The 16,611-nt window shown below is 41.1% G+C and carries 17 protein-coding genes, 1 tRNA gene and 1 pseudogene; 14 read left to right on the top strand and 5 right to left on the bottom strand.

What is annotated here, in order from left to right:
* Window positions 1-55: 55 nt before the first annotated feature.
* Both PSU78_RS13375 and PSU78_RS13380 read left to right on the top strand, forming a co-directional pair.
* Window positions 56-424: pseudogene (locus tag PSU78_RS13375) on the top strand (ATP-binding cassette domain-containing protein); the annotation flags it as partial.
* Between the two features lie 34 nt (window positions 425-458).
* Window positions 459-1,985 (top strand): tetratricopeptide repeat protein, encoded by a 1,527-nt coding sequence (locus PSU78_RS13380; RefSeq protein ID WP_300388825.1) that lies wholly within the window; start codon window positions 459-461, stop codon window positions 1,983-1,985.
* A gap of 115 nt (window positions 1,986-2,100) precedes the next feature.
* Here PSU78_RS13380 and PSU78_RS13385 read toward each other — a convergent pair whose 3' ends face one another.
* Genes PSU78_RS13385 through uvrB form a run of 3 tightly spaced genes read right to left on the bottom strand, consistent with a single transcriptional unit; the run spans window position 2,101 to window position 4,670 of the window.
* On the bottom strand, window positions 2,101-2,397 hold the full coding sequence (locus tag PSU78_RS13385; RefSeq protein ID WP_300388827.1) for a hypothetical protein: 297 nt from the start codon (window positions 2,395-2,397) through the stop codon (window positions 2,101-2,103).
* A gap of 30 nt (window positions 2,398-2,427) precedes the next feature.
* Window positions 2,428-2,634 carry a transposase gene (locus PSU78_RS13390; RefSeq protein WP_300388829.1) on the bottom strand — a complete coding sequence of 69 codons (207 nt, stop codon included), beginning with the start codon at window positions 2,632-2,634 and terminating at the stop codon, window positions 2,428-2,430.
* Window positions 2,634-4,670 (bottom strand): excinuclease ABC subunit UvrB, encoded by a 2,037-nt coding sequence (gene uvrB / locus PSU78_RS13395; protein ID WP_300388831.1) that lies wholly within the window; start codon window positions 4,668-4,670, stop codon window positions 2,634-2,636. The genes PSU78_RS13390 and uvrB overlap by 1 nt, the downstream gene beginning before the upstream one ends.
* A gap of 195 nt (window positions 4,671-4,865) precedes the next feature.
* Between uvrB and PSU78_RS13400 the strand changes: the two genes are divergently transcribed.
* From PSU78_RS13400 to PSU78_RS13435, 8 genes are all read left to right on the top strand, one after another.
* Window positions 4,866-5,888 (top strand): trypsin-like peptidase domain-containing protein, encoded by a 1,023-nt coding sequence (locus tag PSU78_RS13400; protein WP_300388833.1) that lies wholly within the window; start codon window positions 4,866-4,868, stop codon window positions 5,886-5,888.
* Window positions 5,889-6,079: 191 nt separating this feature from the next.
* Window positions 6,080-7,300: a pyridoxal phosphate-dependent aminotransferase gene (locus PSU78_RS13405; RefSeq protein WP_300388835.1), complete on the top strand. Its 1,221-nt coding sequence runs from the start codon at window positions 6,080-6,082 to the stop codon at window positions 7,298-7,300.
* A 106-nt stretch (window positions 7,301-7,406) separates the two neighbouring features.
* Window positions 7,407-7,482, top strand: a tRNA-Asn gene (locus PSU78_RS13410).
* Between the two features lie 110 nt (window positions 7,483-7,592).
* The gene (locus PSU78_RS13415; protein WP_300388837.1) at window positions 7,593-7,874 is read left to right on the top strand and encodes a DnaJ domain-containing protein; all 282 of its coding nucleotides are present in this window, start codon (window positions 7,593-7,595) and stop codon (window positions 7,872-7,874) included.
* The gene (locus PSU78_RS13420; protein ID WP_300388839.1) at window positions 7,871-8,362 is read left to right on the top strand and encodes a hypothetical protein; all 492 of its coding nucleotides are present in this window, start codon (window positions 7,871-7,873) and stop codon (window positions 8,360-8,362) included. The genes PSU78_RS13415 and PSU78_RS13420 overlap by 4 nt, the downstream gene beginning before the upstream one ends.
* Window positions 8,363-8,403: 41 nt before the next feature.
* Window positions 8,404-9,072 carry a hypothetical protein gene (locus PSU78_RS13425; RefSeq protein ID WP_300388841.1) on the top strand — a complete coding sequence of 223 codons (669 nt, stop codon included), beginning with the start codon at window positions 8,404-8,406 and terminating at the stop codon, window positions 9,070-9,072.
* Window positions 9,073-9,119: 47 nt separating this feature from the next.
* Complete coding sequence (locus PSU78_RS13430; protein WP_300388843.1) at window positions 9,120-10,382, top strand: hypothetical protein; 1,263 nt, start codon at window positions 9,120-9,122, stop codon at window positions 10,380-10,382.
* Window positions 10,383-10,854: 472 nt separating this feature from the next.
* Entirely contained in the window at window positions 10,855-12,069 is a 1,215-nt protein-coding gene (locus tag PSU78_RS13435; RefSeq protein ID WP_300388845.1) for a DUF4124 domain-containing protein, read from the top strand.
* 69 nt (window positions 12,070-12,138) lie between these two features.
* On the opposite strand, the gene PSU78_RS13440 is transcribed toward PSU78_RS13435, so the two are convergent.
* Together PSU78_RS13440 and PSU78_RS13445 are read right to left on the bottom strand one after the other, a co-directional pair.
* Entirely contained in the window at window positions 12,139-12,774 is a 636-nt protein-coding gene (locus tag PSU78_RS13440; protein WP_300388847.1) for a phosphatase PAP2 family protein, read from the bottom strand.
* 202 nt (window positions 12,775-12,976) lie between these two features.
* On the bottom strand, window positions 12,977-13,390 hold the full coding sequence (locus PSU78_RS13445) for a hypothetical protein (protein ID WP_300388848.1): 414 nt from the start codon (window positions 13,388-13,390) through the stop codon (window positions 12,977-12,979).
* Between the two features lie 330 nt (window positions 13,391-13,720).
* On the opposite strand from PSU78_RS13445, the gene PSU78_RS13450 reads away from it, so the two are divergent.
* From PSU78_RS13450 to PSU78_RS13465, 4 genes are all read left to right on the top strand, one after another.
* Complete coding sequence (locus PSU78_RS13450) at window positions 13,721-14,188, top strand: hypothetical protein (RefSeq protein WP_300388850.1); 468 nt, start codon at window positions 13,721-13,723, stop codon at window positions 14,186-14,188.
* Between the two features lie 103 nt (window positions 14,189-14,291).
* Window positions 14,292-15,791, top strand: a complete 1,500-nt coding sequence (locus tag PSU78_RS13455) for a YdiU family protein (protein WP_300388852.1) — start codon at window positions 14,292-14,294, stop codon at window positions 15,789-15,791.
* Between the two features lie 148 nt (window positions 15,792-15,939).
* Entirely contained in the window at window positions 15,940-16,239 is a 300-nt protein-coding gene (locus tag PSU78_RS13460; protein ID WP_300388854.1) for a DUF5710 domain-containing protein, read from the top strand.
* Between the two features lie 35 nt (window positions 16,240-16,274).
* Window positions 16,275-16,601, top strand: a complete 327-nt coding sequence (locus PSU78_RS13465; protein ID WP_300388856.1) for a hypothetical protein — start codon at window positions 16,275-16,277, stop codon at window positions 16,599-16,601.
* Window positions 16,602-16,611 lie beyond the last annotated feature (10 nt).

The raw sequence follows: 16,611 nt of genomic DNA on the forward strand, positions 1-16,611 counted from the left end.
CAAAAGTATCAGCAAAAAACCTTAGCAAGTGTGGCAGTTTGTTAGACCATTACACGCAGGCATCCATGAAACTTTAGAGAAGCTCGCAGAGGGTTACCAAACCCATATTGGTGAACACGGCACAGGTTTAAGTGGTGGGCAGAAGCAACGCATGGCGATTGCACGCGCCTTACTCAGACAACCCAATATCTTAATCTTTGATGAAGCGGTCAGTAATCTAGATCAACACACCGCAGAACAGTTTGCGCAGACCATTAACCAGCTTAAAGGCAAGGTCACTATTCTGTTTATTACGCATCAGATACCGAAAGGCCTAATGGTGGATGAGGCGGTGCTGTTGGGGAAAGATGCATCTGAAACCAACAAGCAGCAGCAAGAAACAAAACTGGATCAAACTGATATTGAAGTGAAGCAACAGGAATGACTCAACTGAACAAAAACAACTGGAGAGTGCTGAAATGAACAAAACTCATAATAGGTATTTCAAAAGCAAACTCAAAGCAATGCTAGCAGCCAGCATTGCACTACTTTGCCTCACTGCAACCACTGCCCATGCAGACTTCCGCAAGGCGTTAGATGCTTTGCAGGCTCAAGATGGTAATAAAATTTTGATGGAAATCAAAGATGCGTTGGATCATAAAAATGATGACGGCATTATCTTATTTCTTGGAATTCTCAAGCAATACCCAAAAACATGGCGACCAAATCTCACTGAGCCTCAACAAAACGAACTATTTGATTACCTAGAAAAAGCCACAACACAAAGTAGCTTACAAGCGCAATATCGTTTAGCTGTTATATCAAGGCTGAATGATTATCCTAAACCAAACTCACCAGAAGCTATTCATGAAGAACAAGCACTCATCCAGAGACTAGAACCAATAGCAAATAAAGGTTATGCGCCAGCTGCTTATCATTTATATGAACATCGATCACCAAAAAGTAAAGATGACCAAGAAAACGCTCTTAAATGGCTCATTAAAGCGGCAGAGCTCGGCAGTACAGAGGCCGCATTCAAATTAGGCATGAAATATTTAAACGTGGTGGATGATTATTACGGTTGCATGAGTAATGAACCTAGCTTATGTCTGCCGAAAGACGAAACCAAAGGCTGGTATTGGATGCAAAAAGCGGCCATGCAAGCGAATGAACGCAATATCAGACTTGGGGATTTTGCATACGAGATGGGAAATTTATATCGTCGAGGTATTGCTGGAAATAAGCCGAATTTAGAGCAAGCTTATTTGTGGTATGTGTTTGGTATAGATAAAGTAAGTCTTATTTCATCAACGAATTTTGGATCTTCTGAAGCATTAAATTACAAAATAAACCTAAAACTTGCTGAAATGCAACAAATGGGCGGGCTGAAAGAAATAAACCAACAACTAGATAGGTTATGGGCTAATGCAACAGAAAGAACCCATATTTTAGCCTTAGAAAATCAAGTGAAGATTCCCAAGTTATTTGGGAAAAAAGATAAGAAAATTAAAGATAAGCCCGTATTTTCGAAATTTGAAGCGAATGGTACTGAGAAGCTTCTAGACGTATATGCGGATGGTCGAGTTAACTTTACACACGACCATCTTCCAACAGACATGGAAAATACCGAAACTTTGCGAAAAATAGACCCTAGAAAAGTTAAAGAGTTTTTAAATAAAATGGTTGGTTTAGGTTTTTATAATGCGCCATTAACTAACTACGAACCTTTCTCTGATGAGGTTAGGTTGCGTTCTATTTATTTATTGACTATTCGGAATAGTAAAAATCAGCGAAGCTTGTTCAGGTACAACCCTGGTACATATTATGATGCAATATTAGATATTTCCTTGGCTGGTTTTCTGGGATTAGCAGAAGCCTATTTCCCAACAGCTAAAATAAATTGTAGCTTGTCGCCAAGTGATTTTCTGCAAAGTAAATGCTTTAAATTTCATGATGAAATCCACAAAAACTCAAAACAGGTGAATCAAAATGACCACTACTTTTAGCCCGCGTAGGATGCAATTCGTAGGGCGCCAATAACTGAAAGGCATTGCGCCGCATGGGAACTCACTTTGGTGCAATGCGCTTCGCTTATTGTCACCCTACAAGGTATTAATGGTGCTAACTTTCCTCATAATCTATCAATAACTCACCGTTACCTGCCCAATCTAATGGATAAACGCCCTGCTTTACTAAACGATGAAATGTTGAGTATGGCCAATCTTTAACCGCATTTACTACGCCATGCTTTAATGGGTTGATGTGCACATAATGCATGTGTGCGGCGTAATCGGCTTCATCTCTAATTAAATGTTCCCAATATCGACGCTGCCATATACCCCGCTCACCCCTTGCATTGCGGACTGCTGTAAGCCGTTCTGTTTTAGGAACCCCTTTAGAAAAGTTGCTTTTAATCAACCTCAAGCGTAAGGCAAAGTTACTATCACCTTACGGTAACTCTATCATGCAATGCATATGATCTGGCAATACCACCCAACTATGAATAATAAACGGGTGAGATTGCCGTACACTTTTAATGACAGCCCGCAAATGCTCAATATTGCTGGTTAACAATGTATTATTTTTACGCTGTAACAAGTTGATGGTAAAGAAATAGGTGCCGCCCAAACACCATGCACGCCGATAATTAGCCATTATTCAATCGTATCTGGCATCTCCGCTCCATAAAACTTAACTCTGAGCTTTTTCAACTGATCTCTAAAATCAGCGGCTTTTTCAAACTCAAGGTTTTTCGCGGCATCATGCATGGCTTTTTCTAAGCGCTTCATTTCTTTGGCGATTTGTTTTTCACTTAGCGATTCATAATTCGCTTGATCTTGTAGCACTTTACGCTCACGTAGCGCTTCGTCTTTATCATAAACGCCGTCGATAATGTCTTTGATGCGTTTTGAAATTCCTCTTGGAACGATGCCATTTGCTTCATTGAACGCGAGCTGTACCCCTCTTCTTCTTTCCGTTTCATCCATGGCAGCTTTCATGCTACGGGTGATTTTATTGGCATAAAAAATTACTTGACCGTTTAGGTTACGGGCTGCGCGACCTGCGGTTTGAATTAGACTGCGCTCTGAGCGTAAGAAGCCTTCTTTATCAGCATCCAATACCGCAACTAAGGATACTTCTGGAATATCTAAACCTTCGCGCAATAAGTTAATGCCAACCAGCACATCAAACTCGCCAAGGCGCAAATCGCGAATAATCTCAACGCGCTCTACCGTATCAATATCGCTATGCAAATAGCGTACTTTTACGCCATGCTCGCTTAAATAGTCGGTTAAGTCTTCAGACATGCGCTTAGTGAGAGTAGTGGCTAGCACGCGCTCGCCAACGGCTACACGAAGTTTAATTTCACCGAGCAAATCATCTACCTGCGTATCGGCCGGTTTAACGGTAATTTGTGGGTCGACTAAACCTGTTGGTCGCGCAATCATTTCAACGACTTGTTGCTGATGATTTGCTTCGTATTCTGAAGGTGTGGCAGATACAAACACGCACTGGCGCATTATTCGCTCAAATTCTTCAAATTTTAGCGGGCGATTATCCAGCGCAGAAGGCAAACGCCAGCCATAATCGACCAAATTTTCTTTGCGCGAGCGGTCACCTTTATACATAGCGCCAATTTGTGGCACCGTGACGTGGCTTTCATCAATAATCATGAGCGCGTTATCGGGCAAATAATCAATTAAGGTGGGTGGCGGATCGCCTGGGTTGCCGCCTGATAAATGACGTGAGTAGTTTTCAATGCCTTTACAGAAACCAATCTCGTTTAACATTTCTAGGTCAAAGCGTGTGCGCTGTTCAATGCGCGCGGCTTCTACCAATTTACCCGTTTTAATGTAAAAATCTACGCGGTCTTTAAGTTCGTGTTTAATTTTTTTCATGGCACGAATCGTTGTTTCGCGCGGTGTCACATAGTGACTTGATGGATAAACTGTGTAACGTGGAATCTTATTAAAAATCTGCCCAGTAAGTGGATCAAACAAAGTAATGGATTCGATTTCATCGTCAAACATTGAGATGCGTACAGCGGTTTCATTATTTTCTGCAGGGAATACATCAATGACATCGCCCCGTACTCTGAACGTACCGCGCGAGAAATCAAATTCGTTACGGTCGTACTGCATGCCCACCAAACGCGCAATCATATCGCGCTGCGGTATTTTCTCGCCCTGCTGCAAGTGCAGCACCATGCCATGGTAATCAGTCGGGTCACCGATACCGTATATCGCTGAAACCGTCGCGACAATAATGCTGTCTTCGCGCTCCAACAACGCCTTAGTGGCTGAAAGCCGCATCTGTTCAATGTGCTCGTTAATACTAGAATCTTTTTCAATGAATAAATCACGCGAAGGCACGTAAGCTTCTGGCTGATAATAATCATAGTAAGAAACGAAATATTCAACCGAGTTATTCGGGAAAAACTCTCTAAACTCACTATATAACTGTGCGGCTAGGGTTTTATTTGGCGCCATCACAATAGCGGGTCGGCCCGTGCGGGCAATCACATTCGCCATGGTGTAAGTTTTACCAGAGCCAGTCACCCCAAGCAAAGTTTGAAACTTCAAACCATCATCGATACCTTGCGTGAGCTTATCGATGGCTTGCGGCTGGTCGCCAGCGGGCGGAAATGGCTGGTTTAACTGATATTTACTATTGGGGAAAGTAACGAACACATTGCTCTTCATTGAATTTAACGTTTTATTCTAACAGTATATTTAATGAAAATTGCGAATAATTAGTTTGTAAGCCATTGAGAACTTTGCAAGATTATTACAGTCATTAAACAAACGGTTGCATCCAGAAAGCTATGTAACTCGTAATAAAGTTAATCGTTCGAAACTAAACTAAAGTCATGATTGGGAATTACTATGCCTAGACTCACTACGCGACTCGTTCTACTTGCAGCTTTATTAGCCTTTGCCCAGAACGTATTCGCAATCGACCAACAAAAAGTACTCAGTGCATTGCAAACCGTTGTAATGGTGCGCGGCTACAACGATACAGGTGGCTTGTCTTACGGCTCTGGCGTAGTCGTTGCTCAAAATAAGGTCATGACCAATTGCCACATATTTCGCAGTACCAAGCAACCTTGGATAGCGCATGGTGAAGATACATACGATGTGTTTTCAGTACAAGCAGACAGATGGCATGACTTATGTTTATTAACTACATCTAACTTACCATTTAAACCAGCCAATATTGTAATGGGGCATGACCTAAAACGTGGTCAAGATATTATATCTATCGGCCATTCAAACGGTGCGCCATCGCCTTTAACTTCAGCTGGCGTCATCAACTCCACTTACACATTTGAAGGTGGACGTGTGATTAGAAGCAATGCCGCGTTCCGTATGGGGGCTAGTGGTAGTGGTATTTTTGATGTGGAAGGCAACTTACTTGGAATCAATACATTTAAAACACCTGGTCGGCATGCATATTTCTATTCACTACCCATCGAATGGTTAGCCGATCTTGAGAAATTACCTGTTGAAACCACTTTCCCTATTAAAGGTAAAGCATTTTGGGAAGAAGATGACGATAAAAAGCCGTTTTTTATGCAAATTGCACTTCCAGAAATCAATCAGGACTGGCCTAAACTCGCCAAAATTGCACAAAATTGGATCAATAGTGATCCTAATAATTCTGATGCTTGGTACGAGTTAGGCAACGCACAAGAAAATATGCAACAAACTGAAGAGGCAAAAGCGGCATACAAAAAATCTGTAATGCTTGATGGCTCTAATACTGATTCCTTGTTTAGACTTGGCGCTATCGCCCAATCGGCTGGAGATAAAGCGGTAGTGCATGATATTAATGTAGCCATTGCCAACATCAGTAAAGATTTAGCACAAGAATACAGCCACATGCTGGGCTGTGACATGGAATGCTAAGTTTTACACGCCAATAAATCACTCAAGTTAAGTGGCTTAAACACAAAGCCACTTAACTTTGAAGTTTTCCTCAGTACATACTTTCTGCAACTACGTGATAACTCACGATAAATCATTCCTAAACCGCATTTTTATGCGTAAAATAGCGCCCATTCAATTAATTGCAAAAATTTGTTTTAAGGAAGCATATTTTGTCATCAGCAGCTCATCAGGCATCCGTTTTATCTAAACGCGTCCAATCAATCAAAGAATCTCCTACGCTAGCGATTACTGCAAAAGCAGGTAAATACAAAGCTGATGGCCGCCCAATTATCGGCTTAGCGGCAGGCGAACCAGACTTTGATACGCCACAACACATTAAAGATGCTGCAAAAACGGCGATTGACAATGGCTTTACAAAATACACACCTGTCGCAGGTATTCCAGGGCTTAAAAAAGCTATCGTCAACAAATTCAAAAATGAAAATGGTTTTGACTATGCATTAAACGAAGTGATTGTTGGCGTTGGCGGTAAACAAACCATATTCAATTTATGTCTTGCAGTGCTGAATAAAGGTGATGAAGTCATCATCCCAGCACCTTACTGGGTGTCTTATGCAGACATTGCATTAGTGGCTGAAGCAACGCCAGTCATTATTGAATGCGGCATTGAGCAAGGTTTTAAATTACTGCCTGCTCAGCTAGAAGCTGCTATCACCCCAAAAACTAAAATTTTTATGATTAACTCCCCTTCCAACCCGACTGGCGCAGTTTACAGCTTAGCTGAGTTACAAGCCTTGGGCGAAGTGTTACTTAAACATCCACATGTATTAGTCGCCACAGATGATATGTACGAGCATGTCAACTTAACTGGGGACAAGTTCTATAACATTCTAAATGCAACACCCGCGCTAAAAGATCGTTGCATTGTACTTAATGGCGTTTCCAAAGCTTACTCAATGACAGGCTGGCGCATCGGTTATGCTGCAGGCCCTGCTTATATCATCAAAGCGATGGAAATTTTACAGTCGCAATCTACCAGCAATGCAACCTCCATCTCTCAAGTCGCCGCGCAAGCTGCACTTGAAGGCTCACAAGACTGCATCACGCCGATGGTCACGGCATTTAAAGAACGTCACACTTACGTGGTTAACCGTTTCAATACAATGCCAGGCTTAAGTTGCTTAATGGCTGGTGGCGCTTTCTATGCATTCCCAGACGCGCGCGGTGCCATTGACAACCTGTACAAAGCTGGAAAAATTAAAGCGGCTACAGACATGGCATTGGCTGAATATCTACTTGAGGAATTTGACGTGGCTGTAGTACCAGGTTCCGCCTTCGGTGCTGAAGGCTATTTCCGCATTTCATTCGCCACTTCTATGGAAAATCTAAGCAATGCGCTAGATAGAATTGAAAAAGCACTCAATATTTAAAAAAAAGCATTTTGACGTTGACCAAGTACCGCTAAGTCATTAATATAGCGGCTTCACAAAATCAACGGTTTGTGAAGAAATAGAAGCGGTAAGAAAAACCGAATATTCCTCGATAGCTCAGTCGGTAGAGCAACGGACTGTTAATCCGTGTGTCCCTGGTTCGAGCCCAGGTCGAGGAGCCAAATACATTAAAAAGCCCTATAGCAATGTGGGGCTTTTTTGCTTTAGGTCTAAATTACTAAGCTACACATACAAATTACTTTGTTAGCTTCTCTAAATTTGGTGGATAAAATTGAAAAATTACTACGAAGTTTTAGGACTTACCGCTAACGCAACCTTAGCTGATATAAAAGCCACCTATCGCAAGATGGCATCTCAATACCATCCTGATAAAAACTCAGCAAGTGACGCCCCTGCAAAGTTTAGGCAAGTGCAAGAAGCCTACGAAATACTTTCCGACACGGACAAAAGAAAAACATACGACGAAAACCGCAGACGTAGCTTATTGGATAGCCCAATAGACACGGCACGTGAACTTTGGCAGTACTACATAGATGGAATATTAAAACAATGAGAATATCGCGCTACTTTACTGACCTAATGGCTACTTATGTAGCTGATATTAACGACTTTAAAACTGACTCTGGCGGTGAAGATGTACTGGCAGATCGTCTTGAAGAAAAACGCACGCAGATACCTGATTTGATGCCGATGATAAAGACCAACCCTGAGATGATGGCGGTTATTTTTCATAAAAGCGTTGTGATTAAACAACCCAAAATCATCATGAGTTATCTTGATAAAGAACCTGCTATGTTTCCAGCATGGGATGATATATCGTCTAGCGTGGAGTTTCAGCCATGGGCAGCAAGTATCATTGAAAAGCTAAAAGTTGAAGCTGGTGGTGAACACTTTTTATTAACTACCGTCATGCTAGAGCATCTTTATGCACTATACGAGATAAGTGAAGATGCGGTTGAAGAAATGGAAACTGAAGAATCTGATGACCTTGCTGAATCTGGCGGCGAATGGCTTTCTGAGCATGGATTCGATAGTCATTAGAAGCTTTCGCAGTATAATTTAGTCAATACAATAGGATAAAAATGACACATTTAGTCGTTGTAGAAGCAACTAACCTTATTCAATCTGGCGACATTGTGAGAGCCGAGGCTATTCTCACCGCCCTAGTGGAAACTGAGGGTGATCATGCGTTGATAGAGGTGCTTGATGATATTCCAGCTAAGGATTTGTTAGCGGTGATTCGTGAGTATGATTCATCTAAACAGTCACTATTGAATTTATTGATTACTCCTGAGCAATTTGCACGCTTAGTTGTTTTAGAGCGCCTTTATAAAGATATGTCGCACGAACAACTTCGTGGAATGATGAACTCAGTCATTTTCCGTGAAGATGCCGATGCAAACGAGTTCATTGAAGCAATCGCCGAGCTTGAGTTTGGTTATGAGACATTCGCCGATTACCTGTCAGATCGCGCAGAAGAGGTTGTAGGAGAGACATTTGCTGCACTCGATACTGAGGATATATCTCGCTCAGAAATTAGCGACCATGACTGGAAGGAACTGACTTGGTTGCTACGTCATGAACATTCAGATATTTATAATATTGTGCTCGTTCTATTAAAAGCCAAATTGCAAGAGAGAATCATCCCTGAAGTTATGCATGCAGGTGAAGATGATGATGAGGTAATTGAGAGCGCTACTCCTGAAGAAAAAACACCTAAAGAGGAAGAAGATGAAGACTCAGCGATTTAGGCACTCTTCAGTCAATACGCAGCTTTTACATCATTAAATAACCACTAATGGCAATCACTCAAAACATTCATTCTGTTACAGCCTATGATAATGCGCCCTTCTTTGAAAAAGCGCTTAAACATGCAGTTCAGAACAACTTCATTGATCAGGTTAGATTAGCTGAATTGATCAATGACGCAGCCACAGGCTCGCTACAAATAGCAGAATATTTTGATGAATCCACTCACCTGAGACAAAATCTAGAAGTCTCTATGAGGCGCATGGTGAGTTTGGTCAGCCTATATCTTGAAGATACAACGGATGGTGAGCTAGATAAAGCCGCACAACTTTTAAAAGATAAACCATTTCGAGCGCTTTCTCGTGGTGGATCACAAATGCTAAAAGCGCTCTACAGCATGCCAGAAGATGAGCATTTTGGTTCATCACGACTCGATACTGAGCGCGAATTCTTAAAAAAATGTTTAAGCAAAGAGTTGTCTACTGCAAAATACAGACAAGAATTTAAAGATTGCGAGCGCTATAAAAGCCAAATCAATTTAGCCACATTGCTGGTTAAGAAACTTGGGGCCACTGTCAGTGAATTAAACGACATGCATGCATCAACTCAACATGTCATTCGTACATCGTTACTATCTTTAGCATTTGGCGCAAAAAAAGCCATCGCAAGCAAAACCAAATTTCCTGACGAAGCTACTTTATACGAGATATTCACCTCAATGCGTAAAGAATGGGCGCTTCTAGGTGATGTAACTTACTCAAGCAAGTTTATAGAGGATGTACCAGCTGAATTTCAGGTCAATATCAAAACCACCCTCCAGAGCATTAAAAATGAAGATATTCCTAAAATAGTGAATCAGTCCGTTAGCCTAGAGTCGGTGTTAAATGACCTTAAACATAGTAAATATTTTTACTTGCACGATCAGTTAAATGAAGTAAGTCGATTCGACAAAGCGCTTGCAGCGGACTGGTTTTCGCTTATAGGCAATACTGATGCAAGTAGTACTAATGAGGATTCATCGCTTCTCACCCTATTTCTTTGCGTAGCGGCTGGGGTAGCTCGTAAAAGCACTTTAAAAGCTTTCGAAGCTAAAAAAGCAGTGTTAAACATACGCGAAAATGGTCTTTTACAAAATGAAGTGCTTAATCTAATTAAGACTGCGCCACACGATGATATAAATCAACTCATGTCTTTATGGGATGACTTTATAGATGAAGCATCACCCTACTTGCTAGACAGCTCAGATGAAAATTTACATGAAGTCATGAGCTATTTAACTGATCGCTGCAATATACAAAAAGCCAAGAAATAACATGACTAAAGCGGCGACTCAGTAAAGACGGATTACAAGATTAAGTAACATTAACAGCCGAGTTAAAATAATATTGAACCGTCTCGCTAACTGCAACATCTACCTTCCCAATTCTCCAACTTTAATTTATAAAACGTTGAGTCACTAGCTTGTATTCGTGGTTATCTAGTACGGTTAATAAATATTTTTATAGCACCCTAAAGTTTCTCAAAAAATTGACGTCATTGATTTAGTGCGGATGATTAATAAATATGGGTGTTTTATTAAGCTGCACTTAAATTTCTGTTATGTTATTTTTATGACTAGTTACACGCATTCTTACTAGCAAAGAAATCAACTCAAAACTAAATGATGCATTGTAGAAAGTTTTACGATACGATTTTTAACCAGCTGGGTTATATTGTTGGACTAACATTAAGATTAATATAGATTTTTAACACTTACTAACTTGGCTTAAAAGCTGGAGAATTATATGTTTATTAGAAAAACCATATTCAAAACAAATTTGATGGCCATTTTACTTGTATCTGTTTATTCGACAGCTAATGCAGCGACTATTTATGGCTGTCAAGATAAAAATGGCAAGATGAGCTTTTCTAATAGCGCATGTAGCTCAAACTACAAAGAGTTGTTTAAAAAGTCTATTCCAGGCTCCGATAAAGCTGCAAATACAGTCAAGCCACCTGCACAAAACAATACAACGACGCCAGTCATTACACCTTCGCAAGCAACTGCCACCTTACCACCAGTACCTTCTGTACTGCCAAAATCTGATATATTTTTTGCAAAAAATAGCTTTTGGTACACACCTTTACCAGTTAATGCCCCTTTAGCAATTAATTCAGCTTTGCTTACACAAGAGTTGATTAGACAAAAGACTACCTATTACGGAACCATAGGATTGAATGTGAGTACCTCGTATTCAAGTCCTGTTTACTATGTTGATGCAAGTGTACCTAAGGTTAAAGTCACACCATTAGACTGCAGCAAAAAAGGATATACAGATTATAGTTTAGGTAAACAATGGGAAGCTGTGCCAATGCCCAATTACGCAAGACAAGCAGACGGAACTGATGCTGAGATGACTGTTTATCAGGCCTCTACAGACACAATATGGGAGTTTTGGAAAGCTAAGAAAGATGCTAACGGTAAGTGGGGGGCTTGCTGGGGGGGGCGTATGCAAAATGCATCTTTAAGTGATGGAGTGTTCCCTACATATTACGGCACCACGGCAACAAGCTTACCTTTCTTAGGTGGTCAAATCACCGCAGAAGAATTAGCTCGGGGAGAAATTAAACATGTGATTGGCATCGCATTAGTTGATACAGCAAATTGGAATGTAGTCTCATGGCCAGCTCATCGTTCAGATGGGGTCAATCCTAAAGGGCTACCTGATCGTATCGCAGAGGGGCAGCGCTTTAGACTAGACCCTAGCATTAATGTAGATACTTTAAAGATGGGTAAGGCTGGGAAGGTGATCGCTAAAGCCGCTCAGAAGTATGGTTTTGTTGTTTGGGATCGAGCTGGCGCAGTAGTATTACGTGCGCAAAACCCACTGAGTTATACGACACAAGGGTTAGCAGATCCATATCCATCTGTGCTTGAGGGTAAAAAATCGTGGGATGTTTTGACTGGCTTTCCGTGGGATAAGCTGCAATTCTTACCGATTAGTTACGGTAAATCATAATTATCAGCTAAAGACACAAATCTGCAACTACTTTAAGTTTATTTAAAACAGTTTATTCTAAACTTAAAGTTAACTTGGAGTTTTGGCTTTGATAAAGTATGCGCGCGTAAATGGCTGGTTATGTCCCGATAAATATAGGGCTAGTTTGATCGACATGTCATGTGCTGGAATATAGTTTGGTACAGTTGAGCAAAATGTAAGCAGTAGACACAATGCTAGTATCTGTAGATAAACTAAGCCCTGACGGTGACTTTTAATGGCGAATATAGCCACGCTACATACCACCAACCCCAAAGCCCAGCCTGCGACTACTTCACTGATGCTGTGCATACCAAGTACGATGCGAGATACACCTACCGCAAAGCCAAGTAACAGGCCAAACCATAAGCCTATATTTCGTAATTTGGTTTGTGCGCCTCCGCCGACTGAAAAAAACAAGATGGGAAGAATGGAAGTGGCTAATAAGGTATGTCCACTAACACCGGTAAAATCTAATGATGCAATGCCTATTCCCCAGCCGAGGAAAAGCAACTTAGTGGTGAGCGTAACAGTGACGGCTAAGGTAAGCGCTGTAAGCCATAAATAAATAGCCGCTTTCTGATTAGATATCCAAAGCGTAGCCACCGATATAGCTAACACAGGAAATAGTAAGCTTGATGAGCCAAGCTGCGTGATTAGCTGCCAGTATGCGCCTGTTGTTTGCATTGATATTTGCGAAATCATAAAATAGCTTTAGTCATGAAAAATATAGCCTACTGCTGAGTTTGGCTTGAAAGGCTACATTGTACGTCATTATAAAATGACTGACTTGTAGCATCTACACTTAATATTTAGTGTAGATATTTTGAAAGTAATTTGTGGAAAAGGTGACTTGTAAATATTGTCAACTCTACCCTCATTCTTAAAGTTAATTAATGGGTGTAAATTCGCGACCTCGGCAACGTCCAATCACAATTTCGTCATTGACCTTTTTAAAGCGCTTGATGACAGATAGAAGTCTATGATCATGAATAAGTGTGCTGAAATTCTCAGAATTCAATTCTGAGGATATGCTGTCTAGGTGCTTATTGGCCTTATCTTGGAATATGTCACTAAAGTATTTTAAGTCTACAATATGGTTATTCATCATTACGCAGATGGCATAACACTCTTGTTCATCGTCTCTAGCGAGCTTAGCAGGAATTTCAAATTGATTCGCCGCAGATGCAAGTTGCGAATATTTGTTTTGAAAGAAACGCCCTAGATGATCGCTGCAATAATCTTTACCTAACTCCAGCAAGTTAGTAAGTTGCATTGTGCTGTCTAAATGAGAGCGTGCCATGATTGCCATATATTTACTACCTTTAGCTTGTCAATAATTTGAAAAACTTAATTTTCATGAGCTCATATTGCATGTCTTTGCTTACAGGAACCTGACACAGGTATAAAAAGTTATTTTTAATTGACTTGTCTGTTGTAAATACCTCAGCACTAAGACCTCTCTTAGAAATACGGTAGTTTTTCTTTTCTGATAAAATGCCGCTGAATTTTACGCTTCAAAATGAAGCAGATTAAACATGTTCAATACCCCTACCATTAGATATATGAAAATGCATATGCAAAAATTAGCTCAAAAAATTGCAGAAGTCACTGACATATCATTGTCGCAAGTATGCTAAGCACCCTACTTCCTCAAGGCATCACAAAAGCACTTTCGCTCAAGCAGCCTTATGCATGGCTGATTGCAAATGGCTATCTGCTAGTGGATGATCGTACTTGGGGAACACAGTATCGCGGACCTGTGCTAATTCATGCAAGTAAAGGTCTCTACGAGGTGTATTACGACTACCTTAAGTTACATACGGATATCCCATTACCCGATAAAGACAAACTTGAGTTCGGTGGTGTGGTCGGCATCGCTAATTTAGTGCTTTGCTGTCGGCCAGGAGAGCTGCCTAAAGGTATTAGTCGTCAGCAACGTGCGCATTTTGGTGGCGTTCATCAGGAGTACTTCGGCTTTCTGTTTGAACAAGCACGACCTTTAGCACTGTTGCCATGTCGTGGCAAGCTTGGCATTTTTGAGCTTGATGTAGACGAGCTTTTAGCCGCGCCGCCCGCAGCACAAGCTGAATTATTTTAAGCTCGGCGCAGTCATATTTGATATAAACGCTTCTAATCTTTGAAGTGAGTGGTTATTATCAAAGCTAATAAATATCCCAGTAATTTAGTAAGGATTAAACCAATTGAAAGCGACAGAAAAAGACTTAAATGAAAGCCCTGCAATATCATCTGGCTGGAATTTTGATAATAGCTACACGCGTCTAGTCAACACTTTTTTTGTGAAGCAGAAGCCAACCACTGTTAAAGCGCCCAATATCGTAGTATTTAATCAGCCATTAGCCATCTCACTTGGGTTAAATATGGAGGCTTTATTAAAAAATGATGCTAACTTTATTTTCTCGGGCAACACAATACCTGTAGGTGCAGAGCCTATCGCACAGGCATATGCGGGGCATCAGTTTGGCCATTTGAACATGCTTGGCGATGGTAGAGCCATACTGCTCGGGGAGCATATTACGCCAGAGGGCAGTCGCTATGATATTCAGCTGAAAGGTGCAGGCGTTACCGCGTTTTCACGCCGTGGTGACGGTCGTGCAGCGCTTGGCCCAATGCTTAGGGAATATATCATCAGTGAAGCGATGCATGCGCTGGGTATACCCACTACACGCAGCTTGGCTGTGGTCACAACAGGCGAACTCGTTTATCGTGATAGCGCACTGCCTGGCGCCATTTTAACGCGAGTAGCTGCTAGTCATATTCGAGTTGGTACATTCCAATTTGCCGCATCACATGACAATACAGAGCTTGTAAGGTCTTTGGCTGATTACACTTTAAATCGACACTTTCCAACTCTTGTAAACTCTGAAAATAAGTATTTATCGTTACTAAATGCCGTGATTGAAAATCAGGCCAAACTCATTGCACAGTGGATGCAAGTTGGATTTATCCATGGCGTGATGAATACAGACAATATGTCAATTTGTGGCGAAAGCATTGATTTTGGTCCTTGTGCGTTTATGGATAACTTTGACTCTGCGACCGTATTTAGTTCTATTGACCAGCAGGGTCGATACGCTTTTGGTAACCAGCCGCAAATCGCGCAATGGAATTTAACGCGATTTGCTGAAACATTATTGCCGCTATTACATCAGGATTTAGATGAATCTATACGAATTGCACAATCTGCGCTTAGCGTATTTGCAGATAAATATCAGCAGTATTGGCTAACTGGCATGCGGAAAAAGTTAGGCTTATTCACAGCAGAGCCTGATGATCTTGCATTGGTGGAAGAGCTGTTGAGTTGTATGAAAAAATACCGTATGGACTATACCAACACCTTTCGCGACTTATCTTCAGGTTTAGCTATAGGCTTTAATGAAGAAGAAAATAGTGACACGCCCGATTTCATCACCTGGCATCATCAATGGCGTCAACGATTATCAAGCCAGACTGAAAGTCTAGATGATGCGGTTGCATTAATGTCAAAGACTAATCCTGTAGTGATTCCACGCAACCATCAAGTAGAAGCTGCATTAAGCGCTGCAGAATCAGGTGATTTCACAGTGCTAGAAAACTTGCTTAAAGTACTGTCGCAGCCGTTCAAAGAGGATGCTAACTACATGAGTTATCGTGCGCCGCCGATACCATCAGCAATGCCTTACAAAACATTCTGCGGTACTTAGTTAGAATACCTAACTTGCAACAATAACCCGCCCTAAATCATTCTAGAGCAGATGCCGCTGGTATGACCTTATTTTGGAATTAGCTATAATGCTATCTTTCACTAAACTAATTATCTAAAAGCATTAATGCAAAAACCTTAGGAAGAAAATGACCGCAACAACCAATATTGCACTAAAAGTACCATTCAATGAGAAAGACCAAGCCAAATCGCTAGGCGCACGCTGGAATGCAGAATCAAAACACTGGTATGTACCACAAGGCGTTGATGCTGCACCTTTTGAAAAGTGGTTCACAAACTCGCCCACTCCCGCCCAGACCCAATCAGCATCAAAACCAACTGTAAAATCTGATAAAACAGTGCCGAATCAGTCTTCTGATGATGACATAGATGCTATTAACGCAAGATTACGTGATGCCTATGAAGCTCATGATGGTGATGCATTTTAATCATCTATATTATTAATCACCTATATTAATCAAATATGTCTCGCCGTTCACATCACAACGTTTATGTTATTGAGTTATCCAAAGACGTACTGTTTGAGGCAAAGTTCATCAAATGCAATCCCAACTACATCAGCGGAAAGCCATGCGTCTATGTTGGAATGACAGGTTTAGACCCTGATGTACGTTTTGATAAACATAAAGCTGGCATTCAATCTAACCGATATGCAAAACAATATGGCTTACGTTTACTGCCAGACTTGTATGAAGGTTTTAATCCTATGACTTATGATGAAGCTAGTCGCATGGAGGTTGAGATTGGCATCGATTTACGCAGTGCTGGTTTTGGTGTTTGGCAGGCATAATTTAAAATAT

Source organism: Methylotenera sp. (genome assembly GCF_029945705.1).
GTDB lineage: Bacteria > Pseudomonadota > Gammaproteobacteria > Burkholderiales > Methylophilaceae > Methylotenera.

What these genes read in the sequence shown, in the direction of transcription:
- PSU78_RS13425 (WP_300388841.1), top strand. Translation starts at nt 8,404, where the DNA reads ATGACACATTTAGTCGTTGTAGAAGCAACTAACCTTATTCAATCTGGC.
- PSU78_RS13380 (WP_300388825.1), top strand. Translation starts at nt 459, where the DNA reads ATGAACAAAACTCATAATAGGTATTTCAAAAGCAAACTCAAAGCAATG.
- PSU78_RS13465 (WP_300388856.1), top strand. Translation starts at nt 16,275, where the DNA reads ATGTCTCGCCGTTCACATCACAACGTTTATGTTATTGAGTTATCCAAA.
- PSU78_RS13440 (WP_300388847.1), bottom strand. Translation starts at nt 12,774, where the DNA reads ATGCAAACAACAGGCGCATACTGGCAGCTAATCACGCAGCTTGGCTCA.
- PSU78_RS13420 (WP_300388839.1), top strand. Translation starts at nt 7,871, where the DNA reads ATGAGAATATCGCGCTACTTTACTGACCTAATGGCTACTTATGTAGCT.
- PSU78_RS13400 (WP_300388833.1), top strand. Translation starts at nt 4,866, where the DNA reads ATGCCTAGACTCACTACGCGACTCGTTCTACTTGCAGCTTTATTAGCC.
- PSU78_RS13390 (WP_300388829.1), bottom strand. Translation starts at nt 2,634, where the DNA reads ATGGCTAATTATCGGCGTGCATGGTGTTTGGGCGGCACCTATTTCTTT.
- PSU78_RS13445 (WP_300388848.1), bottom strand. Translation starts at nt 13,390, where the DNA reads ATGGCACGCTCTCATTTAGACAGCACAATGCAACTTACTAACTTGCTG.
- PSU78_RS13435 (WP_300388845.1), top strand. Translation starts at nt 10,855, where the DNA reads ATGTTTATTAGAAAAACCATATTCAAAACAAATTTGATGGCCATTTTA.
- PSU78_RS13450 (WP_300388850.1), top strand. Translation starts at nt 13,721, where the DNA reads ATGCTAAGCACCCTACTTCCTCAAGGCATCACAAAAGCACTTTCGCTC.
- PSU78_RS13430 (WP_300388843.1), top strand. Translation starts at nt 9,120, where the DNA reads ATGGCAATCACTCAAAACATTCATTCTGTTACAGCCTATGATAATGCG.
- PSU78_RS13460 (WP_300388854.1), top strand. Translation starts at nt 15,940, where the DNA reads ATGACCGCAACAACCAATATTGCACTAAAAGTACCATTCAATGAGAAA.